Annotated in this window: 24 protein-coding genes; 16 read left to right on the plus strand and 8 right to left on the minus strand. The window is 38.3% G+C overall.

What is annotated here, in order from left to right; all coding sequences use genetic code 11:
- Position 1 precedes the first annotated feature (1 nt).
- Genes traD through mobI form a run of 4 tightly spaced genes read right to left on the minus strand, consistent with a single transcriptional unit; the run spans position 2 to position 5,630 of the window.
- Entirely contained in the window at positions 2-1,912 is a 1,911-nt protein-coding gene (traD, locus tag ACRWQL_RS00070; RefSeq protein WP_434949709.1) for a conjugative transfer system coupling protein TraD, read from the minus strand.
- Positions 1,905-4,328 (minus strand): MobH family relaxase, encoded by a 2,424-nt coding sequence (mobH, locus tag ACRWQL_RS00075; protein ID WP_434949711.1) that lies wholly within the window; start codon positions 4,326-4,328, stop codon positions 1,905-1,907. Before mobH ends, traD begins: the two co-directional genes overlap by 8 nt.
- A gap of 14 nt (positions 4,329-4,342) precedes the next feature.
- Positions 4,343-5,083 carry a hypothetical protein gene (locus tag ACRWQL_RS00080; protein ID WP_432363705.1) on the minus strand — a complete coding sequence of 247 codons (741 nt, stop codon included), beginning with the start codon at positions 5,081-5,083 and terminating at the stop codon, positions 4,343-4,345.
- Positions 5,076-5,630, minus strand: coding sequence for a conjugative transfer protein MobI(A/C) (gene mobI / locus ACRWQL_RS00085; RefSeq protein WP_432363707.1), 555 nt, complete (start codon positions 5,628-5,630; stop codon positions 5,076-5,078). The genes ACRWQL_RS00080 and mobI overlap by 8 nt, the downstream gene beginning before the upstream one ends.
- 545 nt (positions 5,631-6,175) lie before the next feature.
- Here mobI and ACRWQL_RS00090 point away from each other — a divergent pair.
- The 6 genes from ACRWQL_RS00090 to ACRWQL_RS00115 all read left to right on the plus strand — a co-directional run bounded on the left by ACRWQL_RS00090 (position 6,176) and on the right by ACRWQL_RS00115 (position 14,483).
- On the plus strand, positions 6,176-6,811 hold the full coding sequence (locus tag ACRWQL_RS00090; RefSeq protein ID WP_434949713.1) for a hypothetical protein: 636 nt from the start codon (positions 6,176-6,178) through the stop codon (positions 6,809-6,811).
- 16 nt (positions 6,812-6,827) lie between these two features.
- Positions 6,828-7,535 (plus strand): hypothetical protein, encoded by a 708-nt coding sequence (locus tag ACRWQL_RS00095; protein WP_434949715.1) that lies wholly within the window; start codon positions 6,828-6,830, stop codon positions 7,533-7,535.
- 424 nt (positions 7,536-7,959) lie between these two features.
- Entirely contained in the window at positions 7,960-8,949 is a 990-nt protein-coding gene (gene traF / locus ACRWQL_RS00100; RefSeq protein WP_434949717.1) for a conjugal transfer protein TraF, read from the plus strand.
- Positions 8,946-10,349: a conjugal transfer protein TraH gene (locus ACRWQL_RS00105; RefSeq protein ID WP_434949719.1), complete on the plus strand. Its 1,404-nt coding sequence runs from the start codon at positions 8,946-8,948 to the stop codon at positions 10,347-10,349. Before traF ends, ACRWQL_RS00105 begins: the two co-directional genes overlap by 4 nt.
- A gap of 8 nt (positions 10,350-10,357) precedes the next feature.
- Entirely contained in the window at positions 10,358-10,888 is a 531-nt protein-coding gene (locus ACRWQL_RS00110; RefSeq protein ID WP_434949721.1) for a conjugal transfer protein TraG N-terminal domain-containing protein, read from the plus strand.
- Positions 10,839-14,483: a conjugal transfer protein TraG N-terminal domain-containing protein gene (locus ACRWQL_RS00115; RefSeq protein ID WP_434949723.1), complete on the plus strand. Its 3,645-nt coding sequence runs from the start codon at positions 10,839-10,841 to the stop codon at positions 14,481-14,483. The genes ACRWQL_RS00110 and ACRWQL_RS00115 overlap by 50 nt, the downstream gene beginning before the upstream one ends.
- Positions 14,484-14,518: 35 nt before the next feature.
- Here ACRWQL_RS00115 and ACRWQL_RS00120 read toward each other — a convergent pair whose 3' ends face one another.
- From ACRWQL_RS00120 to ACRWQL_RS00130, 3 genes are all read right to left on the minus strand, one after another.
- On the minus strand, positions 14,519-15,073 hold the full coding sequence (locus tag ACRWQL_RS00120) for a hypothetical protein (protein ID WP_434949725.1): 555 nt from the start codon (positions 15,071-15,073) through the stop codon (positions 14,519-14,521).
- 385 nt (positions 15,074-15,458) lie between these two features.
- Positions 15,459-15,782: a hypothetical protein gene (locus ACRWQL_RS00125; RefSeq protein ID WP_434949726.1), complete on the minus strand. Its 324-nt coding sequence runs from the start codon at positions 15,780-15,782 to the stop codon at positions 15,459-15,461.
- Positions 15,783-15,792: 10 nt separating this feature from the next.
- Complete coding sequence (locus tag ACRWQL_RS00130) at positions 15,793-16,710, minus strand: DNA replication terminus site-binding protein (protein WP_434949728.1); 918 nt, start codon at positions 16,708-16,710, stop codon at positions 15,793-15,795.
- A 248-nt stretch (positions 16,711-16,958) separates the two neighbouring features.
- Between ACRWQL_RS00130 and ACRWQL_RS00135 the strand changes: the two genes are divergently transcribed.
- The 4 genes from ACRWQL_RS00135 (at position 16,959) to ACRWQL_RS00150 (ending at position 20,501) form a co-directional block, all read left to right on the plus strand.
- Complete coding sequence (locus ACRWQL_RS00135) at positions 16,959-17,381, plus strand: hypothetical protein (RefSeq protein ID WP_434949730.1); 423 nt, start codon at positions 16,959-16,961, stop codon at positions 17,379-17,381.
- Positions 17,382-17,639: 258 nt separating this feature from the next.
- Positions 17,640-18,299: a hypothetical protein gene (locus ACRWQL_RS00140; protein ID WP_434949732.1), complete on the plus strand. Its 660-nt coding sequence runs from the start codon at positions 17,640-17,642 to the stop codon at positions 18,297-18,299.
- A 492-nt stretch (positions 18,300-18,791) separates the two neighbouring features.
- Positions 18,792-19,229 (plus strand): hypothetical protein, encoded by a 438-nt coding sequence (locus tag ACRWQL_RS00145; RefSeq protein ID WP_434949734.1) that lies wholly within the window; start codon positions 18,792-18,794, stop codon positions 19,227-19,229.
- A 69-nt stretch (positions 19,230-19,298) separates the two neighbouring features.
- A complete protein-coding gene (locus ACRWQL_RS00150; RefSeq protein ID WP_434949736.1) occupies positions 19,299-20,501 on the plus strand; it encodes a hypothetical protein in 1,203 nt (400 codons plus the stop codon).
- 224 nt (positions 20,502-20,725) lie between these two features.
- Here ACRWQL_RS00150 and ACRWQL_RS00155 read toward each other — a convergent pair whose 3' ends face one another.
- Positions 20,726-20,992: a hypothetical protein gene (locus ACRWQL_RS00155; RefSeq protein ID WP_182699043.1), complete on the minus strand. Its 267-nt coding sequence runs from the start codon at positions 20,990-20,992 to the stop codon at positions 20,726-20,728.
- A 187-nt stretch (positions 20,993-21,179) separates the two neighbouring features.
- Between ACRWQL_RS00155 and ACRWQL_RS00160 the strand changes: the two genes are divergently transcribed.
- The 6 genes from ACRWQL_RS00160 (at position 21,180) to tnpC (ending at position 26,003) form a co-directional block, all read left to right on the plus strand.
- Complete coding sequence (locus ACRWQL_RS00160) at positions 21,180-21,587, plus strand: LexA family protein (RefSeq protein WP_182699042.1); 408 nt, start codon at positions 21,180-21,182, stop codon at positions 21,585-21,587.
- The gene (locus tag ACRWQL_RS00165; RefSeq protein ID WP_434949738.1) at positions 21,588-22,844 is read left to right on the plus strand and encodes a Y-family DNA polymerase; all 1,257 of its coding nucleotides are present in this window, start codon (positions 21,588-21,590) and stop codon (positions 22,842-22,844) included.
- Positions 22,845-22,954: 110 nt separating this feature from the next.
- On the plus strand, positions 22,955-23,734 hold the full coding sequence (locus ACRWQL_RS00170; protein ID WP_434949740.1) for an endonuclease: 780 nt from the start codon (positions 22,955-22,957) through the stop codon (positions 23,732-23,734).
- Between the two features lie 23 nt (positions 23,735-23,757).
- Positions 23,758-24,048: an IS66 family insertion sequence element accessory protein TnpA gene (gene tnpA, locus ACRWQL_RS00175; protein WP_124018462.1), complete on the plus strand. Its 291-nt coding sequence runs from the start codon at positions 23,758-23,760 to the stop codon at positions 24,046-24,048.
- Positions 24,045-24,389, plus strand: coding sequence for an IS66 family insertion sequence element accessory protein TnpB (gene tnpB / locus ACRWQL_RS00180; protein ID WP_432283198.1), 345 nt, complete (start codon positions 24,045-24,047; stop codon positions 24,387-24,389). Before tnpA ends, tnpB begins: the two co-directional genes overlap by 4 nt.
- A gap of 90 nt (positions 24,390-24,479) precedes the next feature.
- Complete coding sequence (gene tnpC, locus ACRWQL_RS00185; RefSeq protein WP_434949743.1) at positions 24,480-26,003, plus strand: IS66 family transposase; 1,524 nt, start codon at positions 24,480-24,482, stop codon at positions 26,001-26,003.
- Positions 26,004-26,029: the final 26 nt, after the last annotated feature.

Genomic DNA, 26,029 nt, shown 5'->3' on the forward strand with positions numbered 1-26,029 from the left:
ATTAACTCCCTTGTATTATCGGTAATTTGCATTTTAATTTTTGACCGTTTGCAAGCCGTGCAACATATTGCAACTTTGGCAAGTCAGCTAGTAGGTGAGGAGGGAACATATCCTCTCTTGATTTAGTTATATTTTCTTTATAACCACCACTAAACTCAGTCAATGCCTGACCCGTGGCCGATTGGATAGAATATTGAACTCCGACTGTTTGAATATTAGTTTGATTAAATTGAGCAGATACATACTCTTGAGTTGTTTTGTCAGTAACTTTCATCGAAAAGAAATTATTACAAAGCGCTAAATATCTCTCTGCAGTTGCCTGGTCAGTCATGTCAACCAAATCTGGGATGGATTGTGTTGCTAAAATGAACTGAGCTAACGCGGCTCGGCCTTGCGCTAAGTTATTGAGTAATGCATCGTTACCAGCTACCGCTGCGTGCACTTCATCAACCAAAATTGACACCCGACGCTCTTTGCCATCACCGTAGTTGTATCTATCACCCAGGCACGACGATATATCGGCAAGTAATAACTTAGCTAACTGCCCAGCAGTCTTTGGATCGTTTAATGAGTTAAGAGCACAATAAAGGACGCCGCCGTCCATTATGACGCGCTTTATATCGATAATTTTATTTACATCATCTGTGTCGCGGTTTGGTGAAAGCAATTTATCTAATGGATTCGTACATAACACTTTGAATAATGGGAAAACACTCGCCAACATTTTTTGAGCATGTTCATGGTTGTGTGTGACGAACTGAATAACGTCATCAACAGCAGCAATTTTTTCTGAGCTTGGTATCCTTGCAGCGTAATACGCAACCATTCCTTCAACGGGAGTTTCCCCCATATCAGTCATTTTAGGCAGCTCTTCATCGCGCCAATTTTTGCCAAATTTACGCTCATAAAAAACTGACAGCACTTTTTGTAATAACTCTGCCTTACCAGTACGCATGTAGCGGTATATTTCAGTTAACTTGGGTGCCTCATGACAATAAATCATGCCATCGGTGACTTGACTGATGGTTTGCCAACCAAAGTCAATGAAGGTATCTGAGCCTGATTTTCCAGACTTTAATAGGCTTGCTATACGAGTAGGTATTTCAGCTGGTGTAGCAAAGTTTTTTAGAATATCGATAGAACATGATTCGCTCGGTCTAGCTGGGCAAAATTCATAAAATTTATGCTCGATACCTAGTGCCTTCATTTCGGAAATTATTCCATTCTTTAACTGTTTGTCGTCCTTTGGATCTATTACTACTAAAGAATTGCCAAGGTGTAGAAACCCTGTACCCAACATTCTCAGCAAAGTTGTTTTTCCCGAACCCACAGCTCCAGTAATAAATGAATGCCCCCAAAATGTCTCTTCATTAACCATTTGACGATCTTCATTACCGATTGCATGAATCCATGTTTTACCTCCCATAGATTTAGTGTTTTTTTTGTATTTGTTGATATATGGTTTTAGTGCAAATGGGACTTCCATCTCTTTTAGATTCGATGACATATCCATAATTTGATATGCGCGCTGGGCGTGTTCTGGCTCCCACTCAAAACCGTTCCCAATATAAATTTCTCTTCTGTCTTTGAGATCGAAATTTTTCACGTCGCTGTTATCCTTCCAGCGATTCAAAAAACGAACTACCTCTATATCAATGAACTCCAACTTATTTACATACAATCCAAGTTGGCGCTTCATCATTGGGTATGAATTGATCAACTTGATTAACCCTACACCAATTAATCCTCCTGCTATTAATGCGGGTGTAGCCAAACTTGCGCCATTAATTGCATCGACACCCGCTATAACACCAGTTGATATACCTGCACCTATATAAACATATGCGCTATTTAACTCCAACAACGGCCTAAATAACGTTTCGCTATGCGTCAACGCACTTCTGTTATTCATTTTCTGTTATTCCCTGTTGAATTTTGTATTTGATTTCATCAACCTCAACTTGACTTGATGTGATATACATCACACCATCTTCATGCAAAAAAGGCTTTTTCTTTAATTGCTTCAGGTAGGGGCGGAGATTCATCATTGTTATATCTGGAAAATCTTTCTTTAGAGCGTCGATAAAAATCTCGATTGTTACAGTCGCTGCTCCACTTTCCACCGGTAATTTATGATTGATTTCATTATTACTACTGCAGATTGAATGCTCACCTATGTAATTAGGATTAACAATTTCGCCCTGTTCTCTTTCCATACTTATATTAATCGATAGGGAAGCTGATTCATCTTCTGCTTCTGCTACAGCTTGTTTTGGTTGTGGTAGCTCAACTTCCGTATCGACAAAAGGTTTTGGCATCAATTCCAAAAGATATGTAAATTCGCTGGCCACCGGCTCACTCAGCACCACAATCTTTTGCTGAATACCGTTAAATTCTGCTTTTTTTGGTAACTTTTTATTTATTGTTATTAAACCTAAGTATTCAGCCTCTTTAATAACATCCTTAGGAGTTTGTTCGCATGAGGTTGCAATGTAATCCAATAAGATCACCACATGGTCCTCAATTACCTGAACCACATCTGAATTTTTAGAAGTGCTTAATTCAAAGAGGATTTCATCAACTTTCTTGATAACACGTTTTCCAACCCAACTTGGTTTTAGCTCATCAGCAATGAATACAGGTTTTTCGACATCCACCATTGTTGTCATTGATTTATCATCAGTACTTTGTTGATGCCCATTACCAACAACTTCTTTGGTTTTCGCTTTCTTGGATTTCTTCGGTGAAGTGCTCTGCTTATCCTTTTTAACAATAGCTGCCGATTTTCCCTTCAACGGGATTGTGGTATTGGATTCAGCATCATCTTTAGGTGATACCTTCTTTCCAACTTTCATTTTTGTTGGTGCAGGCATTTCTTTGTTCGTGTCAATCGTAGGATAATTTTCGACAGGGGCTTCGACATTTATTTTTGTCGTGTCGATTGATAACTCATTACCGGGCATGGGTTCTTTCGTCTCAGCATCAATTGGATAAACAATTTTAGATGTGTTTTTACTAAAAAGAGTGTGTGTGTTTTCTGATTTATGTGTGTTATAGCGTAAAGCACCTACTGCATCATCTGGAATAGGGTTGTCACCGATGACAAAATTTTGCCAAACAATCTTTACCACAGCCTTTGGGCTTGTACTTGCAATTGGGCCACTTTTATCGCTATTAAATTGATGTATGTCCTGCTCTGTAAAATCTCCAACATACAGGTTTCCAAATGTTGATTTGTCAGATACTTTGTCAATAATTCGCTTGTCTATCAAAATCTCGATTAAAGTCTTAGGGGAACTTGGTACAGGTATTTTTAAATCTCTGCATTTGGCTATAACTGCTTTAAAAGGTTTTGTCATTTCAAGATAAATCTCACCTTTCAGTATGAAGACCTCTGAGTTAGGTTTATTCACTGACCAGTCGAAGTAGAGGGTTCGCATTACATCAACCACAGCGCTAACCATGGATTTATCTCTGTGAGAATCATGCATCCAAACCCTTGCATAATCATTATAGGTTGATGCGCCATCTGCTTTTCTTACAGCGTTATATAGATAACCTTTATTTGTGTGATAACCGATTAAGGTCTGGGTTATTTTGGAATAGAGATCATCACGACCGTCACCGTCACCAATCAAATATTCTTTTGCCGTATCGTTGATAACAAATCCTAGAAAATGAATAGAGTTAGTTTCATGTTCGTTGTGCACACGATTTTTCACATGTGAAACGGTATATTCATTCACACCAAACTTATTGGCCCAATCGAACAAGTTACTGTTTAACGGTTGCCATGGTTGTTCTGAGCGAGGATCGTGAACTGTCATATTTGATATGATTTTTCCTGCATCATGAAGCAAGCCGCACAACCAAGCTGCATATTCGTATCGAGGTTTTCTTTTTTGATCTATATCTATTTCACGCTCATCATCTAGAGTTGCCCCCATTGCTGATTGCAACGACCTAATAGATACATCAAGCGAGTGCTCTAATAACCCACCAATATACCTGTGATGATCCATCTCTGACGCTGGCAGTAAATGACAGTAAGCAATATAATTTTTAATTACATCTTCCACCAGCTCAGTTGTATTAAATTTACTCCCAAACTTAACTAATGGAATATCTCTTTCAATAGTTCGTATTTTATCTTTATGTCTAAGATATAAAGATTCAATACTCACCAATGGAATAGATGAGGGTTTTATTGGATAGTGAAGCAATGCATCTAACTTTGCCTCATCTACCCTAACTGATTCGATATGGCTCTTGTTTTTTCCGTTTCCAACAATCTCCAGGATATTATTTAAAAAAGTTTGAGACCACATCTTCAACCTAAGCATTATACAGCCTCAGCTAATTCATTTTCAGTTTGTTCAACGTCAATTTTTTTATTCAGACTTTTATTAACCGAGTTGATTTCTGTTGCAGGTTTACTTCCAGGAACTTCTTCTGTTTCTTTATCATCTGGATAAAGAGAGAAAACTCCTAATTTTAATTGTTGAACAAAATACAAAGAATTGAATGGCCCACCATCTCTCTTACCAGGTTTAGTTACTGCAAATATTTTTCTGGATATACTGTTTAGAATAAGATTCATTTGGCTGCGGCTTGAATCTTCTATATTTTCATCGTCATCTACACCGGTTAATAAAAGAGTTTCGATATCGTCCATTAAGAAATCAATTTTTCTGATAACATTGAATATTTCACCATGACTCTTATGAATAACATCAAACTCTAGCGTCATATTTGGATTTTTCACATTAATAAATTCCAAACCACTATCAACTTCTTCCTGAAGATGTTTTAGCTGGTTATTTAAATTTTCAAGTTCAGTTGTAGCGGGTAAAATGATCTCTTTTTCAAACCAATCTTTGATTTGGTTAAGTAATACTTTATTATATGATGTGGACGTTAACTTAAATAATTCGGCCATTCTATACATTGCATTATTTAAGATGCCACCTTGATTGCTACGCATATAAAGATAGGTAGCTTCCGATTTAAATGTAATTCTAACCACGCCAGTTTTACGGCGTACAATATTTTCTTTAACGTTTTTCGCTGGTGATTTAGCCATTAGTATATTCCTCATTGGTTTTTATGTTAATTGACTCATTTAACTTTGCTATATGTTTTAAGTGGATACGTTTAACTTTATTCAAAGTGTTAATGTTATCGCAGATTAGATTGGTTGATTCCCTTATGCGCTTAAATGGAGTTTCATATTTTATGAAAAATTTCTTTTCCCAGGCGTTAGCATGTTTAGATACGCATGACCACGTATAACCTTTCTTGGTAGGTTTAATTCTTACACCAAAGGATTTAATTTTTATGCGTAATGCGTGTTTTCTGAAATCCCACCACTCTATATAAACCCGGTGTGTGTTTGGAGGTGAATAAACACGAGGAGCCAACCTGCCCGTATGGACATAATCCTTATCCCCTATGTTTTGACGCATAGAATGAATTCTCTTATTTTCTTCTTTCCATTCATCCCAGTAAGAGTCAACCATTAAAGCTGCTTCTGATTGATATTTATCCTTAGTCAAAACCAGTTGCTTGATCTGCTCATCGATCATCTCAATTTTAGTTTGGCTATGACTCTGGCTACTACCGCTGTCCATTGGTCTGAACTCCCTTGAACTGAACATTTAGACGATTAAATCATGTATAACCGAGAAAAAAACAAAATAGCGTGTCGATTTTGAACACCTTAATTTTGATGATGAGAAAAAGGACAGCACAAACCAAGAGGAAATTAAAAACGGTATAAAGGGATTTTTTATTACATAACTATCTGTTGTAAACAATCCCGGCTTTACAACTACGCGAGGAAAGAAAATCTTTGTGGTTATAGAGGAAATATGGATTTACTTACATATGTTGTAAAAAAAAATCGTCTAAAAATCCGCGGTTTATCAGCGATACCGACATATGTTGTAAACCATTTATGCAAGGAATCAAAAATGAAACATCTAACTTTGCCTAGTGTTCATTGCGATGTGAAATTAGAGACGATTATCCCAATTCTGTAACTTATCGTTAAAAAACTGATGAATTTAAACTTATTTGTTGTAAACACATATCAGCGGGTGTAGCATGCTTTCGGTTTTTAGAATTACTCGTTAACCTGCTTTTTTACTGTCGCTTTGTAAAGTTTGAGGTTGTTATGATAGATAATGGTAAGAGTTACTATTCATTAATGCTAGAGAGTCAAAAGAAGTTTTTGCTAGCATCATATCGTCTCGCATATAAGTATCCATACGCATGTAAATCAGCATTTAACATGGGCGATGACACCCTATCATTCATATTATCTAGAACTGAAGGTGAGTTTGAATCCATTCTCGAAGATCTCAATTTTTGGATTTTATCTCCGATCCAAAGGGAATCAATTTCATGGTCTCAACCAGCTGAATGTTTCTTTTCTAAGTGGGTAGATACACTTGAAACTTCACGACCGTTTCTATCAAATGATGAGTCTACTAATTTAACAAAGTGTTTAAGAGAAGAAACTGAACCTTTATTAAAAAATGTATTATCAGCCCAATCAGGTTTATTGTTTTCAATAGGTGATTTAGCTGTATCTGATGTAGGTTTTGCTTCTCTAATGTTGAATATAGATAGGAATATTTTAAGTCGATTGGCAAGTAACTGGTTAAACTCTAATAAGTTCTTATCTATATCAGAGCTGCCTCCTATTTTTAATATCAACCCCAAAATTAGCATTGATGAAATTAATGCCGGCGGGGAAATAAGCATTCTTGCAATTGAGAATGCTCTTTATTCATTTAAAACTGTATAGATGAAAGGATAACTATATGTCATATAAAATGGACAATACATTAATAACAGAACCCAGTTTAGCTAACAAGGTTTTGGCATTAAAATTACATTCAATTGGTATGAGTCCAAAATGTATAGAGGATCATCTTTTTGGGACTCTTAAATTTGTTAGGAGGTTCAAGGTATCTAATTCTGAATTTTGCTTCTCTCGCGGTTCAAATGTTTCTTGGACTCACTCCAAGAAAGGGTTTAAGTATTCTAATATATTGTTCAAGATGTACACTATCGTCTCTGCAAATAATAAGTTCTGCCGCGAACCTGATGTAAACGACATAGCTTCTACGTGGACGTTAGCAATAAATCTTTATCCTGAAATGATTACTGAAAAAATTTGCGATGTTAACCGATTTGCATATTTAATTAGACGTGTAATGGATCATTCAATAGTTATTGAAAAGTGTCAAAACTCAAATTGCGATAACGGATTTATCAGAGATTTTAATGTTATAAAAAAAGAATGCTGGCACTGTGTTGCAAAGCGGGATGTTTTAATGAGCCAATCAGTTGATAACTCGACCTCTACTATGTTTAGTTCAAAAAATAAATCAAAGGATACTGCTAAGATTGTCACTGTAAATGATAAATCACCATATTTGAAATTAGTATTCAGTGCCGACTTGTCGATAGCAAAAAGTCATCTCCCTGAAAGATGCAATATTGAGAATATAGCGCTTTCTATTTAATTATATTACGTTGACTAGGTTCGTTAATCTAGTCAACAAAATAACACCGCAGTCAAGGTTTCAACCATTTATTTTCAAACATCCCGCAAATGATTAATATATGTAAATCTTTCTTTCATCTCGTCTTTCATACTTTTTTTTATACCCTTTGGGGGTTGAACATTTACTCTTTATATTTCGTAATCTTCAAAGCAATAAGATTAACATTTCAAATCCCATTATTATAACGTGCTTTATCAATTCAATCGGTATCTGCATTCGCTCTTTATCCTGGAAATCTTTGTTTGGCCCCATTATTTAACCCATCACAGAACTGTTATCGAACAAGTGAACCTTTCTGATTAAGGTGCTCAAAATCGACACGCTATTTTAAGTAATTACCATTTACACCCTTTAAACTGCCAAAGGCATTTGGGAGAGGTGTATGAAAATTTTGAGAACTAGCAGCTTAATTGTTTTAGCGACTTTATTATCAACGTCGGTTTGGTCAAGTGACGATACTTTTTACAAAACTAGAGAAAAGGGCTGGTTTTGGTACGAGACTGAACCTGAAATCGAAGAACCGGTAGAAGAATTAAAGCCGGTTGTTGATCCAGACACTGCAAAAGATCAACCTGAGTCGCAAGAACAAATGGTTGAAATTAATGCGGAATGGTTAAAAGAAAATTTGCCTATTTTGCAAATGAGAGCAATTAACAATCCAACGTCAGAAAATCTAGGCGCGTTTTATTCTGCTCAACGTGTGATGCTCGATATGTCATCTAAGTTTGCCGCTAACACGCAAGATTACTTTCGCAAAGAAGGTAACTTTTTATCCGAAGATCATAGACGTCCGACAGAAAGTTTTATGCTAAATCAGTTTAAACTTGATACCCATCAACAAGCAAAACCAGTCCTTGAAAAAGTGAGCAACAATGGTGGTTTGTGGTTTTTCTATTCAAGTACATGCCCCTATTGTATCAAACAGTTGCCTGTTATGAATTCTTTGAGTCGTAGCGGAATTGATATTCTTTATATCTCACTCGATGGCGGTGTTATTCCAGGCATCCCAGAAGATAAAATTGTTTTTGACTATAACGGCAAGGTCGCTAGCGATTTCAATATTCAGGTAACGCCCACTACTTACTTAGTCTCCAATGATGCAACGCATTTCAAATTACTCAATCAGGGTTCGGTTTCTCTGCCAAAAATGCAAGTCAGTATTTTTGAAAATGCTTATGCAATGGATTGGATTAATGCTGATGATTATCAATCTGTAAAAAGCATTAAAGGTACGAACACACTCGACAATGGAAATATTGCGATTAAAGCATCGGAAATAAACGATCCAAGCGTGTTACGTGACCTGCTAGAACAAAAAATCGACTTATCAAGCTCACCGATAGGCACACCGTTTAAAAGGACTCAACGATGATAAAAAAAACCAAACTAGCCAGTTTAATTCTTCTGTTGATGGCGTCTTCGCCTGCACACTCAAGCATGGAAAATGTCTTTAACGATATGTACAACGCAACACCGCCAAATTTTTCGCAGCAGGGTAGTGGCCGTTACGGTGCTTCATTTGGTTCTTTTAGTTACCGCCCGAGTATTGACAGTAACATAAACGTTTTGTCTGCGAGGATGCCCAATTTTCAGGTAGATAAGTGCGGCAGCATCGATATGTTTGCGGGAAGTTTTAGTTTTATTAGTGGCGATGAATTGTCTCAGGTTGCTAGGGGCGTGATGCAGGGCGCAGCAACATATGCCTTCGATTTAGCATTAAACGCTATTTCTCCAAGCGCAGGGCAAATTAAAGAAAATATCATGAAATTGATAAATGAGATGAACAAATTTACACGTGATAGTTGTGCTATGGGCCAGAATGTAGCGAAACAACTTGCTGGTAATCCGAACACTACGGGAGCATTAGAATCTGAAAGTCTAAATCAAGCTTTAAATTCCATTAGCACTAAGTTGGGTGATTACGCAGATTACACCGAAACTGCGTTCAATTCGGTCTCAGGTATTTCAGAAAAAGCAACAAAGGCAGGAATTAACGTTGACTCAAACGTGACCATGGATGCTTTGAAGAAGTCCAATGCTCAAGGTGACTTTTTCGGTTCATTTCTTTCTATGCGTCCCAACGAATTGGCACAGACTTTAATCGGTTCGCACATTACCAATACAACGACTCCTGATTGCGCGGAATCGCCGCGTGATGGCGAGAAAACATGTCTTAAACCACTAGCGCCTAAAGGTGCATTAGCTTTTGTAAATTTGTTTATCGATTTAGAGCAAGTTAACAGTCTCGATGATTACTCATTTAAATATTACAAGTGTGAAAGTGCGACTACATGTATCACTCCGAGCGAAAGTTCAATAGATGTAACCCGATTATTACCTAAGCTTAGAAAGGACATTGCTGAACTGTGGGATACAACTGTCAAAGGCAATGTAGCATTAACTCAAAACCAAAAGTTATTAAATTATTTTTTGGGTAATGACATGTTGGCAACGATGAAAAAGCTCGGGTTTACTGCTAATACGCGTGAGCAGTATGTCAACCTAAAATCTCTGACGATGACAAAAGTAATGATGGATTATCTTGAAGTGGATTTTTATACCAAAAACCGTGAATCACTAATTGCTTTAAAAGCCGCAAACCAAACTAACCAAATCCCAATCCTTGGCATACAAGAAGTGCTTAGAAACCTTGATAACTTTCACAAAGACTACCAGGACTTAACCGCTGGTCAGTTGGATAGAGAGATTGATAAAGTTTTCAAAGAGTTTTCTCAGTATTTAGTTATGCAAAGCGTTAGCAATAAGAAGTAGAGGTAGCTATGACAGGATTTGAAGTATATTCAATGGGCAACCCTGAGTTTTTAATAGAAATATTCAAAGGCTTATCCCGTATGTGGTCTCAGAATGATATCTATGTTTTATTTGGAATTGCCTTAATTTTAGGGTTAATGGCTGGCATGTTCAAATGGGCTATTGATCAAGATAAATCACCGTTTCCAGCAAAAAGTTTTATTATTTCGATTGTTGTTGTCCTTGGATTGCTAGGACCCAATTCATTAGTGGATGTTACGGTAATTTCTAAGCGCGATAATAGCTATCAAAATATCAGTAATGTACCTCTTTTACCTGCGTTAAGCGGCTGGCTCATTACAGGCACGATTACCGTCATTGCAGATCAGTTTGCACAAGCGTTTTCCGTTGTTGGTGTTGCGAATACATGGACTGCATTTTCGCCTATTCAGCATTTTGTTGGCCTTGCTACGGCAGATTTCCAACCGGCATGCGTACCGATTGCTGGCAGTGAAAAAGACTTACAATATTTGCAAAACGTTGAGCCAATACCTAAATGACTGCTACATCACGTCTGAATTAATTTCATCGAATAAAAATGACCCATTAGAAAAATTAGCTAATGCCAAACCCAAAGAACTTGTTGGTCTTATAAAGACGACTAATCTAGCGCTTGAAACAAAATATTACTTGAGTACCAACCCAACATTTACCGATGGCATTATGGCTTCTTGTATCGAGGCTCATACGCAACTAACAACTGCGGTTAATTCTGCACACTTCAATCTTGCGCTAGATAAGTCGTCGATCAGTCAAGGACTCAAACTGTCTGAAGTCGATAAATTTATCGCGCAGCAAGTTCCAAATGGTACCATTCCAGAAGCTGAATCTTCTTTGGATTTAGCAAAAGTCATGTTTTTGAAAAGTAAATTTGCGGATAATTTCAATAACTCTGATTATGGAAACCAAGTCGCCAAGGGCATGTTTGATACTGTCAATCAACGCCATTTTGTAAATGCCCAAAAGAAAGAATATTGGATGGAAAATGCTGAAATTATGCAGTCATTCTTTGAGGCATTGTGTGTTTTTATCACACCGTTCATTGGTGTGACATTAGCGTTTTCAGGTCAGGGGTTATTAGCTGTAGGTCAATATTTCATGGTGTGGGTGTTTGTTAATATGTGGGCCGTGATGTTAGTGCTAGTGAATGGATTTATGGCGATGGCCATGACGGGAAGATTTACGGAAGGTGTTGCCGCAGGTACTAGCCAGTTCAGTCTAAACTCAATTGATTCTCAGTTTACGACGGCAAACTCTTATATCTCAATGGGCGGGATGCTCTATACCTTTATTCCAGCTATCTGTATTTTCGTGATGTATAAGGGTGTTCACGCTATGCAAGGATTAGCATCTAAATCAATGCAAGATCCCAATATTAAAGCCGAAAGATTTGCACCTGATACGGGCGCAACGGTTAATAACGGAAAAACTGACTACGGTAACCAAAATAGTGTATATCAAAACAATACTGGAAGTCATAACCGAGGAGACTCATTAACACAAACCTCATCAGGGCAATTTTCAGTGGGCTCATCTTCCGCTAGCAGTGCTGGAATGGCTGCACAACAACTACAAAGCAAAGCCGATAGTGTCGCTGCGAGTAGAAGCAAAGCCGTTGAGGAGATGTTTAGCTCAGGCAATGTCGGTAGTTACGATTACAAAAATGGTGAAAGTAATCAATATACTATCGGTTCAAAAGAAGGTGCTGTTGAAGCCGCAGCTCAGGCAATTAAAGAAGCGACAGGTATGGATATATCACAAGCTAGAAAAGTGGCTGCATCTGGTACTGTGTCAGGCGAAGTCGGCGGTGCACTGTCTTTCGGCAATGGAGTTGCTGGAATGAAACTTGGTGGTAAAGCGCAAGCAGCATTGGGTATTGATGATTCAGCCTCTGAGTCTGAAAAACAATCTTTTCAGAAAAGTATGGATCTCGCACAACGTCATTCCAAAGAAATTAACGCAAGCCTGCAAAACACGAAAATGGCTTCAACGGGTTGGTCCGATTCTACTTCTAGCGCATTTCAAGAAAAAGCCTCGGAAGGCGCGTTATTGGCAAGGCAAGAACAAGCGCTCAGGCAACAAAGCGCTTCAATATCAGATATGCAATCCCGTTCTAGCCAACTGTCTGATTCTACTCAAATAGGTATGTCGCAACTTCAATCGGCTTTGGGCAACCAATCGATACAAGAATTCTTGCAATCGTCAAATCCTGCGTTGTGGGAGCAATTACAAAATCAGCAATATCAATTAGGTAATAACACAACGGGTAATGCACAAGAGTTTCTTGATAAAAAGACAGCGGATTATCTTGCTTCATCAAACAATACCTCTGTTGATGGATATGCCATGGCTAAAAGCAATGCACTAAAAGACTTAATCAAAGAGCACGATGGTATTGATTATAACAAAGGGGGTGGCGTTGATTTCGATAAGGAAAAGTCTGATAACCAGATTAATCAAGGGATTTTCCAAGCGATGAAGGAGCAAGGCATTACAGGAGCTGCAGAAGCATTTAATTTGTATCAGCAACGTGGTGATCAGTTAGATAGTATGCAGCAATCTAGTGATCGTATCGGTGGCAACTTTGATGATGCTATTAAAACGATTAATCATCCTTCCTCAACTGAATTGCAGGCTCAATCAACTAATATTCAAGACCAGTCAAATGCCGTTAGGGAAGATGCTGCAAATAACACGAAAGGTTCCATGGCTGATGTTGCTAATAATGGCTCTAATATGAGTGCAGACGTTGCTTCGGATGCCAAAGAAATGGGTATAGCCATACCAACTGGCCCAGGCTCTAATGTGGCAGCAAAAGTTGATGAGGCTAAAGATAAGGTGATAGAAGGTAATGCTAATGCTCAACATGCTTTCGGACTCGTCAGCGGAATAGCTTCTAAAGCAGCTGAGGGATTAAAGCCCGAAGCAGAAATAGCATTTAATGATATGGTGTCAAAATTAGATCCTAAAAATGAATCCGATTTTAACACCTTGAATTCATTATCACCTGAGATGTCTAAAGCATTTGGCGCACTTAATAATTATGAACTAGGAGATATTAATACCGATAGAATTCAGAAAGACATGCCGAGGGAAGGTAATGCAGAGTTAGTCGGCATGTTACAAAATGACCAAATGAAAGGACTATTTTTAGACGAAAATAATGAAGCGACTCAAATGGCGAGACAAACATTTGATAGGGATACTGTTGAAAAATTGGAAAAATTTGGACAATGGGAAAGTAGTTATGAAAATAATCCTACGGATCACAGGACAGCTATTTCCGAAGGCGTAAAAAATAGCCCAATAAATACAACTGATAACTCTCCAGCCAATGCTGTTCTTAATGCAATGGAAGGTACTTCTACCTTAAATGGTTTTGCTGGGAATAATCAATTTAACGATTCTACAGAAAATACAAAAGCATTAGATCTTGTTCGCGCTCTCGTTAATGGTGGAGAGTCATCAGAGTTATTACAAGGCGATAAAGGACAAGGACAGTTCTATAGTACCGCAGGCTCTCATATGACATATGGAGGATTAAGTACCGGCGGCAATACAGCAGATTATAATAATGAATTAGTAAATGATGTTCAGTCAATTGCATCTAGAATAATGCCACTATTGCCAGAAAGTGAACAAGAAAAACTCCAAAGCAAATTAGATACAATTTACGATGCTAAACCAAGTGAATCCTTGGGTGTGGATCACTTCGTCAATTCAGATAAAGATAATTCAATAATGGCGAGACAGGCTGGTCTGGGAGCACAGCAAAACCCTGATACTGATGTTAGTAGTGCGTTTAAGTCACTCCTAAAAGGCAACATGGATGATGCTTACTCCAATACGAACTCATGGGAAGCAAGCAATCAGCATAATGATGCACTTCGTAACATAGATACCCCTGAAAAATTGAATGCAATTAGTGAAATGTATGATGCGGCAAAACCATATATCTCCGAATCAACTCAATCTCGTATGGAGGAAGGCATTAATCAAGTTGCAAAATCCCTGAATTTACTTCCGGAAAGTGAAGGGGAGCAAAATGATAGGCCACTTTCTGCATCAAACTTTGGCAATGTAGGAGGGCGATAACTTGAAAAGCCCTTTTGAGATTTTTCAAAAGGGCTTTAGCCTACAAATATGAATTTCCAAAAACTATATTTGTGATCAAAGCAGACTCTTGTAAAGTCATCGTAGTAAATTTTTCTTAAATTAAAAGGGACATCTTTAGGTCGTTCATTGTTTTTGCACCATTCACGCCAATCCATTTGGGATTTGAGGGATAATGAACGAGTAAAAATAAGTAAATCCTCAAAACTTATGTATTCAGATTGATGAAAAAAATTAGACCAATTTGAAAAACCTTTGATTTTACTAATAGAGATTGGCGAACCGATTAAATTATCTTTAATAGCTTGATTGTAGTCCGCTTTAGTTTTTATATTTAATTGTTCTGCAATTTTCTGAAGCATCCGTATATCTATGTCTAATTCTTTGTTTTTGAATGATGTGAAGTCATCCCAACCTTTCCAATCCTCTTTATAAAAAACCATTGGTTGATATGGTAATTTGGATTTTAAATCTTCGTCCGAGTTTCTAAAATCTCGATATTCTGAGGCGCTTGTGACAAGATGTTTCTTAATTAAAATTTGCGCTTCTCGGTAACATAATTTTTTTCTCATACATTTAGTATACACCAGTTTTGTTAGGCATTAATCGTTAACCCAGTAGATCGCTCTCCAACATATAATGTATGTATACTCTCTTTTGTCTTGGAGCTTTTCCAGGTTATCTGTTCGTTAGCTAAAACAGTATAGCTTTTGTAATGAAATTTAAAACCTAAAAAAGACCGAACGATACTTAATTCATCAGCACTAATATTAACATTAACTTTTATCAATATGCCCCACAAGGGTACAGCGCTTATTAGCAAATAATTGAGAGGCAACGAGAAAGAGTAAAGTGAAAACGACGTTACACTCGTTAATGCGAAAACCAAAAAGGGCAACAGTAGCGAGATTATCGTTGCCCGGTACAAAGGATTCCTCAAGAAAAGGTAATAGGTCATTAGTCATTTCTGTCCATGAAAAATTGATCCCCAATAAGAACATATTTTTCAATTCTTATTCCATTTTTAAGAGGGGTAATCTGACTTTTTGTAACCTCTGAAAGCTGAAGGTAATTGTTAGGATTGATAAACTTGAATTGAGCTAAGTACAATGAATCAATGAATTTTTCTTGCTCAGTGACAGAAACTTTTGCGTGCCGGATTTCAGTAACTTGTCGTAGCTGATTGTATTGACGAACTGTAACACCTTTTGGAAATTCGTACCCCTGGTCTGCTGAGACGAAAACGGTTAGGCCCACGGCGCATATTAGTGAACAAATCATATGAAACTCCTTACTTTACAAACCAATTTTTACGGCTAATCAACGTTGGTAAGTCGATTGGTTTTGGCGCTTTGTAATAATAGTCTTTTAATGGATATATCTTGTTAGGTTGCCTGAACACAATAATAGGTAAACTGGCATTTACACCTAATGTTCGCCTATTCCGGGAGTCATCTTCATTCCTTGTCCAAACATCAATAAATGGCTGTACTCTTGCATAACGGACCTCTACTATCTTGGATGACCTAGGCACTCTTGAAATTAATTCCAGTTCTTTTTCCCGTCTCTCAATCAACTCATCACGAGTTAGACCAAAACAGTCGCTATTGCGAATTTTATTAACGCCATCGTTAATGATTTTCTCAGCAACATCATGCTTTACGTGAGAAACCATTTTTTTTATCAACCAATAAAAATTAACAGACGACACTTCATCAGCATCACACTCCAGATACCTTACGTTCCTAGTCGCACTTAGTAGAACAATATTAGGCAGTAATTCGTGTAGGTTTTCGTGTACTGACTGTCGATTATTGAACCCTACTTTAACTGAATCATAAAAATCTGATCTAAGTTTGTTTACTGCATCATTCAACAGGCTAAAAGATTGTTTTAAATGTTGAGGTAATACAACGACACCAGGGTAACGTTTTGCAAGATACGTATTTTCTTCAAATGCTTGGATTTCTATCTGTGTGATGGACTGTTTTAAAAATCGCTTTGATTGTTGATCTACACCATTCAAGACTTGATTTATCTCAATTACTTTAGGATGCTCATCTTCAGCACCAACAGCTAAGTTAGGTAGTTGGTACATATGAATTAGCAATGCATTCTCACAAACAAAATTAGCCAACTCTCTCAAAGCTTCAACTAAATTTAAGTGATTAACCAAGATATATGAATTAAGGGTTACTCTATTGCTCAAACTAATTACCTCATACTGTCAATATTTGAATTATGCGCTTGAATATTGCGCAGGTCAAATTTTTATCAGTAAACAGTTAACTCACTGTCGAGCTTATTCATTTGCTTGTTACTACATTAGTATTTTACCAATTAATTTCTATTTGAATTAAATTAACGTTTCGAAATTGGGTATGCTAAATTAACCTAGTTTTGATAATGGATGAAATAATATTGTGGTTATATTGTTAATACACTAAGGATAGATAAATGAGTATGTTTAAGGTTTCAACTGCAATGGCCATCTTACTTTTGGCTCAGGGTTGCTCGCAAGGTCCAGAACTAGGTAAATTGGATAATGAGTCAATACGATTTTTGAGCGCAGCTAAAATTGACATTTACACTCTAAATCAATCGGCATTGAAAGATTGGGCCGAAAATAAAGAAAGTTTCGTTGCAAAACTTGATGCAGCTTCTAACCTAACGGATCAAACTAAAAAATTAGAAGCATTAAATGACATACTTGATGAAATGGAATTAGAAAAAATCATAGATGGTTATAAACCTTTTGATCTTGAATATGCAAAATCCCAGTATGTATCTAGCTTTAAAAAGCAGGTTGATGATGCAAAAGTCAGGTTGGATAAAGCTAATGTCGAATTAACCGCTTTCATGCCTACTCACACTGAGTAGAAAGAAGCTCTAGACAAGGCTGAAGCTGATAGAGCTGCTATACAAGAGTCGATAGAAGCATTTAATAAAGAATTTCAACTCGCTAAAGCAGATGCGATAGGCACGTTATCTGATGTTGGTATTAGTACCGAAACTACGATTGATGGTATTGCTGGACGGTTGAATAGTGACAGAAAATATGAGACTTATTCTTATAAATTCCAAGAGATATTGAAGGGTAAAAGTTGCAGGGAAATTGATAATGCTACGTCGGGTAGCATGCTAAAATTAAAACACTATTCTGATCCTGTGTTAACTGCAGAAAATACCCAGATCACGTGTACTAGCATACTATTCAGTAAGTGGGCGAACCTGGGACAACCACATGAAGAAAATCTACTTAAAGAAGCACAGCTAATCGCTATTAAGCAAGTGCTTAATAAAGCACAGGAATATTCTCTCAAGAAAAGTGAGCTTTGGCCACAATACAATCAGTACTACAAAGTTCACACTGATATAGCTGAGCTTCATAATCGGTATAACAGAGTAGATAAGAGCAAGATGGCTGGGCTTGAGTATGATGTAAAAATCGCCAAGGAAATTCTTGAGCGTGCTGAAGCAGAACTTCCCTCTGAGGATAAATTGCTGGAAGGTGTTGTTAACGAACAATATTTTACTATTGATACATACTCACACTTCTACCAAAATAACCTACTACTTGAAAATCTAGATTATGTTTCTAGTGTAGGGGCTGATGGACGTTTTACTCTCGATAATAGTGAAGAATTTAACTTAATGTTTATTTATCCAGATAAGCAAATCAATCAAAAAGCAAAGTTTAAAGTTATTCGATTAGCTGAGTTCGGTGATCAGCCCCTAGCTACTGTCGATTTAAAAGACGCTTTATCATCAAGAAAATTCAATACTATTACGCTGTAGCATCCAATAAGCAGACCATTGTTGAATAGTAACAACGGTCTGCATTTCACATGAGTTTTAATTCAATTTCTATGGGCACCTAAGATCAAACACATTTTTGCAACCAACGCCAATCAAGTGTACGACAATAATACAGTTTGATAAAAAATTAAGGTTGCCATGAACGGTAATGACGTAATAGTTTGATAAATTATCAGAGGACAAATTTCATCTTTTTGATAATAAAGTTTGTTATGTATCATTGAGAGTGTAACATCTATCTTAATGATTAATATCTGCGGTTGTAAGGGTTAACTGAACTAAAGCATTATTCTTATAGAGGTAGTGCTTTCTTTGCTGATTGGAATCTAACAGAGGCGATGTTGCCAAACTCATTTCTGCCCCATTCCGTGCTAGCACCGATCGTTTATATCAAAACATTACGTGTTATTTGACTTAGTTTTCATAATGAAACTATAGTGCAGACTGTCGAATAAGAGTTGCGAGATAATCTTGAAAAATATCGATATGTTCAATCTGACGGTCTCCGAGATATTAGGTCAGTGCTATAAAAATTTTCCTAATGAAACGGACTTTGACTATAGACAGATTGCTCATCAAGTATCCCAATACTATGACAAATCGGACTATCAAGAAAATTTCGTCATTCTTGAGGGTATCTGCCGAGATACCATGAGTTGGCTGTATCAGGCTGACTATCTCTGGACTAGGTTTCCTGTTCACTCTCAACGTGCCACCATGAATGCGACTGGGATCAGGCTGTCTCCTAAAGGCCTTGAAGCATTAAGTTTGATGCCTGACTCTTTGACACAGAAGAAGCCTGTTGGAGATATCTTGCAAGGTGGAGTAAAAGAGACAGGGAAGATGGCTGCATTAGAGGCGGTTAAATTCATTCTCAGTGAAGGTGTAAAAATATACAGCCAACCTTGACTTCTACTGACTTCGGTTAGCTACTATATCCAGAAACGTACCAGTACGATCTTAGCTATGGAGCAGTTCGTGATAAACATAACGTTAAGCCAGCAAAGCCTAGAAAATGAAATAGCTAACAGTTTAGAGAAAAAAACATATGCTTCATTTACCGACTGCTTATTGTACTCGTTTAAAAAGTGCCTTTCTAATCAAGTGAGTGGTGATGGTAGGGTTCTCAATAATTTGTTGATTGATGCTGAATGCTCCATTGAAAATAAAACGTCACTTCTATATGGGCACTCTCTGGCTTCTATTGAAGACTTTGAACTTACTTTGAATCTATCTATAACTATAAAAGTAAAGAGAAATTTCGAAGATGGCGTATTAGAATATGCACCAGTTTTTAATTGCTTCGATAATCAAATTTTTGAACCAAATTTTGCAAAAAAGCTAAAAAAGCAAATTAACTACACCTATTCAGATCTACGTGTTCAATTGCCACGACTAGACGTCAAAAGTAAGCTTTCAATCAACTGCCTTTCTTTGTTAGAGGAAACATTGTCACCTGAAGGTTTGTACCTATGTGAGTATGACTTGTTTGGTTGTGCTCACAATGAAATGACGTTTGTAAACCAAAGTGACGGTAAAAGGTATTTGTGTTCATGCACGGAAGGGTTTCATGAAGAGTTACTTTCTGACTCTAAAAAAGCTTCTAACCGTGATAGTTACCACAGTGAACGATTCATGCTTTCAGAGTTAGTAAGCTTGCCTAGATTAAAAGACATTTGTCATTTGTGCGTAATTAAAGAAAAAGGTATTGAAGAAAGCATAATTCGATATGGAGAACCTTCTCCCTCGTTGCATTATTCCTATGAAGCGTTTGCTGAACGAAAGAAGCACGAATCTGGTTGGAGTTGGATTTGTGATAATCTTGAACAAGCACTTGGCAGACAAAAGTGGGTAAATGAGAACAAAGTTTTCTTATTCACCAAGGATTTAATGATCGAGCAACGGATTCTTCGAGAAGCTTCACCAACTTGGCTTGGTAAGCAAAGGTTTGATGTATACCTACCAGAACTACGATTAGCGATAGAGTATCAAGGAAAACAGCATACTGATTCAGTTGAATTTTTTGGTGGTCAAGATGCTTACGAAAAGAACTTGGAACGTGATACCCGTAAAGCTCGATTATGTAAAGAGAATGGAGTTAGTTTAATATATGTCTACCACCATGAAAAAGTCACACCAAACCTTATGAAGCGAAAGCTTCAGAAATACCTAAAGAAATAGCCTTGTTTAAAATAGGTGTAAAATTCGAGGTTCAAGATACTTTTTCTAATCTCAAATTAACGTTTTAGTATATTAACACTAAAACGTTTTTGTCCAAAAACGGTGTTAAGTGATGAATTATCCTTAAAACAAAAGTCTTTTCCACCAAGTATATAGAAAGCATTCTGATACATAGATTGTCCTAAAAAAATTTTTTGATAAAGACATTTGATTATGTAACGATATCAAGTTGCTTTTACTGAACTCACCGTAAAAGTAACTTGTTGCGGCTTGCCCTGCAACGACCTTGTAAATATAGGTTGAGAAACTACAGGTGAGTAGTGATGATCAACTTTTTCGCATTCATCTATGTGTTGAATTAATGCTTTGATCGCATTTTTATATTGCTCAGGTACTCTCATCACTATCGTTTTTTCATATCGAGTCTTACGGCCAGCACCTTTACGTACACCACCATGCGCCCCTTTATTTTCTTCACTTTTATCTGCCATACTTAGAATCTCTTGATTACGTTACGATATCAAGATAGCTTGATTTCGTTACATAATCAAATAAAACGTTACAAGTTCGTTGCTCCACAAGTAAAAGAGCAATGCATTATTAGATTGTAAAAAATAGACTTGCACCTTGATATTTTACTGCTAATATTACTGTAATTATATACAGTGGTTTTGTTTTATGCGTGTTATACCTATACCAGCCCGTGCGGGCATCACTGGCTTTGAAAGCCCTGCGGCTGAATACTCTCAGTTAGGTATTAGCCTGGATGATTTACTGATTGAGCATCCAAGCTCAACCTTTATAGGCATTGCTCAAGGTGAGTCGATGCAAGACGTCGGCATCTTTGATGGTGATATGATCATTGTTGATCGTCATGAGACGGCTCGAAACGGCGATGTCATCGTTGCCAATTTTAATGGCGAGTTTGTTTGTAAGATTCTAGACACCAAGCGGCGTGTTCTCCTTTCTTCTAATCAGCAATACCTGCCTGTCATAATTCATGAATACGATGATTTTAGTATTGAAGGCGTAGTCACTCGTTCTATTCGTTGCCACCGTCAAAGCCCTCTGTTGTGCGGTAATTAGATGTTTGCTCTAGTTGACGCTAATAGCTTCTATTGCAGTGCAGAACAAGTCTTTCGCCCTGATTGGCGTGGTAAGCCTGTTATTGTGCTAAGTAACAACGATGGGATGATTGTTGCTGCTAATCGTCAAGCTAAAGAAGCTGGCATTGGGAAGTTTCTACCTTACTTTCAAGTTAAAGCTTTATGCGCTCAACGTGGTGTTATTGTCTGCTCCTCAAACTATGAACTCTATGCTGACTTATCTAGCAAAATGATGGACATCATTGGCCGCTTTGCCCCTGAGCAACATGTGTACTCTATTGATGAAAGCTTCCTCTCTTTTAAAAACTGCTATCCCGCTATCAAATGCCTCCTTACTCAAGGCCAGTTAATCCGCCGTGCAGTGTGGAAAGAAGCGCGATTAGCAGTCTGTGTGGGTATTGGTGAAACGCTTACTCTTGCTAAAATCGCCAACCATGCAGCTAAGAAGATTGAGGGCTACAAAGGGGTTTGTTTCATTAGTAATGAGCAAGAGCGTATTGCTATTTTAAAGCAGCTTGCTGTAGGGGATGTTTGGGGCATAGGACGCCGAATAAGTAAGAAACTTGAACTAATGAATATCCGTACAGCGTTTCAACTCGCGTCTATGCCGCCGACTTTGGCAAGAAAGCAATTTAGTATTGAAATAGAACGTACCGTTCGTGAGCTTAACGGCCAAGCCTGTAAAGTATGGGATGAGGTGAGGGCAGATAAAAAGCAGATATTTTCGACTAGAAGCGTAGGTGAGCGGATCACTGATTTTGAGTCGTTACAGCAAGCATTGAGTAAGCATGTTGCTATCGCATCGAGTAAAGCACGTAAGCAAGGCTCAAACTGTAAGACTATGCTGATTTTTGCCAGCAACTCACCTCATGATGAACGGCCAGTAAGCTACAAAGCTATTGTGCATTTCCCATGTCCAACCAACTGCACTATTGAGCTAACCAAAGCGATGAGTGAAGCCGCACCAAAGCTTTTTCGTGAAGGCATACATTATTACAAAATCGGTATAGGGCTTATTGATCTAGCCAACGAAAAACAAAACCAATTCGATTTGTTTAACCCTCCTAAAGCTAATCCAGCTTTGATGCATACGCTAGATGACATTAACCAACGTTATGGAAGTGATACGATGTTTCTAGCAGCGCAAGGCATAGAGCATAAGTGGTCAATGCGCCGTGACCTGCTAACTCCGCAATACACAACCAAATGGCTCAGTGTACCCAGCATTAAGTGTTAACTAGGTTTTCGCATTGATTAATGTTTTCACTGTTAGTATCACTCATATGCTTGGTCTGACTAGATAAATCAGGCATTATCTAGTCACTGTTCCTTAGCTTAAAGTTTTCAATGAACCTCCTCAAAATTGGTCTACCACTCTTTCTACTGGCTCTCAGCTCTACAGCCATTGCAGCAGGAAATACATCTAATGACTCATTCAACAAAGCAAAGAAGATGCTCGAGCGGGAGGTCTATCAAGATCACCGCGTAACCATCTACTGTGGTGCTAAATTTGACGCTAAAAAGAACATCGAAGCACCTACAGGTTTTGTTACTTCTAAATACATTAAACGGGCAAAACGGGTTGAGTGGGAACATGTAGTTCCGGCGGAGAACTTTGGCAGAGCCTTCAGTGAGTGGCGTGATGGTCACAAGAGTTGTGTCGATAACAAAGGTAAGTCGTTAAAGGGACGTAAGTGTGCTGAGAAGATGAATACAGAGTATCGATATATGCAAGCCGATATGCACAATCTTTTCCCTGCCATCGGTGCAGTAAACGCACTACGCAGCAACTACAACTTTACTATGCTGCCCTCAGCGGTGTCTGACTTTGGTAGTTGTGATATGCGTATAGATGATCGGAAGGCACAACCACCGACAGCTGCTCGTGGCGTTATCGCTCGAACATACATGTATATGGAGCAGACTTACCCTAGATACAAAATGAGTAAACAACAGCGCCAAATAATGCAGGTTTGGGACAAACAAGACCCTGTTTCGAAGTGGGAGTGTAAGCGGTCAAAGCGTATTGGAAATCTTCAGAGTAATGTAAATACAGTGGTCGATAGCCGTTGTAAAGTAAGCGGTCAATTAACCCCACATACCAATAAAAATCAGCTTTTGGCATAGTGCTTCTTTACAAAGGAGGTGCTATGAATCAATCGCAAAAACATGACCACTGGACTCAAATACTGACTGAGTTCAAACAAAGCCATTTACCGATTAAACAATTTTGTACTGAGCGGTCAATCCACTATCAAACACTTTACTATTGGGTCAAAAAACTCAACAGTAAAGAGGCCAAGCAACATGTTCAGCCCATTGTCTTTGACCAGGAAAGCACTGATGTCGTGGTGCTATTATTACCTAACGGTATTCGCGCTGAACTCCCTTCGATGCTCAGTCAAACACAAATCAAACATTGGGTTGCAGCACTACAATGACTCCCACTGGTAACGTGTATTTAGTGTCCGGTGTCACCGACATGAGAAAGTCGATTGATGGATTATCATTAATCGTCGCAGACACACTTGAAATGGACCCCTTTAGCCAGGCCTGGTTTATCTTTTGTAATCGACACCGCGATAAGCTCAAAATATTATTTTGGGATAGCAATGGATTTTGGCTTTATTATCGCCGCCTCGAAAAAGGCCACTTTAAGTGGCCGGTGCCTAAATGTGATGGCGCAGTTCATATCAGCAAGCAGCAATTACAGTGGCTATTATCGGGATTAACCTTAGATAATCCTAAGGCGCATCGACCCATATTTGGACTTGAAGTGTGACGGCGAATGTTGATCGCAAATTTTTACTTGAACGATCATTTTTCGCTGTCAGACTAAGGATATTGATAACCTTTTAAGCCCTGAGCCACCTTGACTGACCTACCTGATGATATAGCACAACTCAAAGCTATGTTGCTGCAACTACAGCAAGAGAATGATGCTCAAAAAGTATTGCTTCAAGCTAAGCAGGAGCAAGTGAGTGAGCTTCAAACTCAAATTGAGCTGCTTATTGAACAACTCAACTTAAGTAAATCAAAACGTTTTTCATCACAAAGTGAAAAGGTAGCCAAAGGCACGTTTAACGAAGCTGAGCAGCAACATGCGTTGCCCAACGTAAATAAGAGCAAGGCTAAAACAGGCAGAAAACCGTTACCTGAAGCGCTTGAGCGTGAAGTTTATCTGCACGAACTCAGTGCCCCTTGTTGTGAATGTTGCCAAACACCCCTTCATGAATGCGGAAAAGAAGTCAGCGAAGAGCTCAAAATCATTCCACAGAAAGTCAGCGTTATCCGTCATGAGCGTACCAAATACACGTGTCGTCAATGTGAAAAAACACACGTCAGCAATAAAGTCATTACGGCCCCTAAGCCTGCGAGTATGTTGCCTAAAAGCATGGGCAGTGCTGAAACGTTTGCCGCTATTGTCACGGCTAAATACGTGGATGCATTACCACTGTATCGCCAGGTTGATATTTTAAATCGCTCCGGTATTGAAATCAGCAGAGGCACGCTAGCAAATTGGTGTGTACAGCTAGGTGATAAAGTCCAAGTCATTATCGATGCAATGAAGGATAAGCTCCTGAGCGAAAAGCTGATTTGTGCCGATGAAACAACGGTACAAGTCCTTCGAGAAGAAGACAGAAAAGCCGAAACTAAGTCGTACATGTGGGTTTACCGCAGTGGTGAATTTGCAGAAAACCCAGCGGTTATTTACGACTATCAACCGAGTCGTGCCGCTGCCTGTGTAAAGGATTTCCTAACGGGATACTCAGGCTACCTCCTGACCGATGGCTACAGTGCTTACAATACGCTTGAACAGGTCACTCAAGCCGCTTGTATGGCACATGCGAGAAGGAAATTTACCGATGCTCAAAAAGCATCGCCTTCAAAAAAAGCAGGTAAACCCGAAAAAGCGCTCAGTTACATAGCCAAACTTTACGGGATAGAAAAACAGGCAAAACACTTAACTTCCCAAGCGCGTCAACAGTTGAGAACGCAACAGGCCGAACCTATCCTCAATGAATTTTATGCTTGGCTGAACAGCCAACATGTTTTACCTAAAGGGGTATTGGGCAAAGCCATCACTTACACCATAAATCAGTGGCCCAAATTACTGACCTATCTTGAAGATGGGGATATCAGTATTGATAATAATGTTACAGAGCGAGATATAAGGCCATTTACCACAGGACGAAAAAATTGGATGTTCTCGACGTCGGTGGGTGGCGCTAAAGCCAGTGCGAACTTATATAGCCTGGTGATGACCTGCCGTGCCAATGATTTGAATCCCTACTACTATTTCCGTCATCTATTTACGGAATTACCCAAGCGTGCACCATTAGATGATATGACTGATTTGCTGCCGTGGAATGTTGATTTAGGTGAAGCAGAATAAGCTTCACCAGTTCATTGACCGCTTAC

Origin of the sequence: Shewanella sp. HL-SH4 (assembly GCF_051164845.1) — a bacterium.
Taxonomy (GTDB): domain Bacteria; phylum Pseudomonadota; class Gammaproteobacteria; order Enterobacterales; family Shewanellaceae; genus Shewanella; species Shewanella glacialimarina.

Coding starts and splice junctions, on each gene's coding strand:
- tnpA (WP_124018462.1), top strand. CDS start 23,758: ATGAATCAATCGCAAAAACATGACCACTGGACTCAAATACTGACTGAG.
- ACRWQL_RS00160 (WP_182699042.1), top strand. CDS start 21,180: ATGCGTGTTATACCTATACCAGCCCGTGCGGGCATCACTGGCTTTGAA.
- ACRWQL_RS00110 (WP_434949721.1), top strand. CDS start 10,358: ATGACAGGATTTGAAGTATATTCAATGGGCAACCCTGAGTTTTTAATA.
- traF (WP_434949717.1), top strand. CDS start 7,960: ATGAAAATTTTGAGAACTAGCAGCTTAATTGTTTTAGCGACTTTATTA.
- ACRWQL_RS00120 (WP_434949725.1), bottom strand. CDS start 15,073: ATGAGAAAAAAATTATGTTACCGAGAAGCGCAAATTTTAATTAAGAAA.
- tnpB (WP_432283198.1), top strand. CDS start 24,045: ATGACTCCCACTGGTAACGTGTATTTAGTGTCCGGTGTCACCGACATG.
- ACRWQL_RS00125 (WP_434949726.1), bottom strand. CDS start 15,782: ATGATTTGTTCACTAATATGCGCCGTGGGCCTAACCGTTTTCGTCTCA.
- ACRWQL_RS00090 (WP_434949713.1), top strand. CDS start 6,176: ATGATAGATAATGGTAAGAGTTACTATTCATTAATGCTAGAGAGTCAA.
- ACRWQL_RS00105 (WP_434949719.1), top strand. CDS start 8,946: ATGATAAAAAAAACCAAACTAGCCAGTTTAATTCTTCTGTTGATGGCG.
- traD (WP_434949709.1), bottom strand. CDS start 1,912: ATGAATAACAGAAGTGCGTTGACGCATAGCGAAACGTTATTTAGGCCG.
- ACRWQL_RS00155 (WP_182699043.1), bottom strand. CDS start 20,992: ATGGCAGATAAAAGTGAAGAAAATAAAGGGGCGCATGGTGGTGTACGT.
- mobI (WP_432363707.1), bottom strand. CDS start 5,630: ATGGACAGCGGTAGTAGCCAGAGTCATAGCCAAACTAAAATTGAGATG.
- ACRWQL_RS00135 (WP_434949730.1), top strand. CDS start 16,959: ATGAGTATGTTTAAGGTTTCAACTGCAATGGCCATCTTACTTTTGGCT.
- ACRWQL_RS00170 (WP_434949740.1), top strand. CDS start 22,955: ATGAACCTCCTCAAAATTGGTCTACCACTCTTTCTACTGGCTCTCAGC.
- ACRWQL_RS00140 (WP_434949732.1), top strand. CDS start 17,640: ATGCTAAAATTAAAACACTATTCTGATCCTGTGTTAACTGCAGAAAAT.
- ACRWQL_RS00095 (WP_434949715.1), top strand. CDS start 6,828: ATGTCATATAAAATGGACAATACATTAATAACAGAACCCAGTTTAGCT.
- ACRWQL_RS00080 (WP_432363705.1), bottom strand. CDS start 5,083: ATGGCTAAATCACCAGCGAAAAACGTTAAAGAAAATATTGTACGCCGT.
- mobH (WP_434949711.1), bottom strand. CDS start 4,328: ATGTGGTCTCAAACTTTTTTAAATAATATCCTGGAGATTGTTGGAAAC.
- ACRWQL_RS00165 (WP_434949738.1), top strand. CDS start 21,588: ATGTTTGCTCTAGTTGACGCTAATAGCTTCTATTGCAGTGCAGAACAA.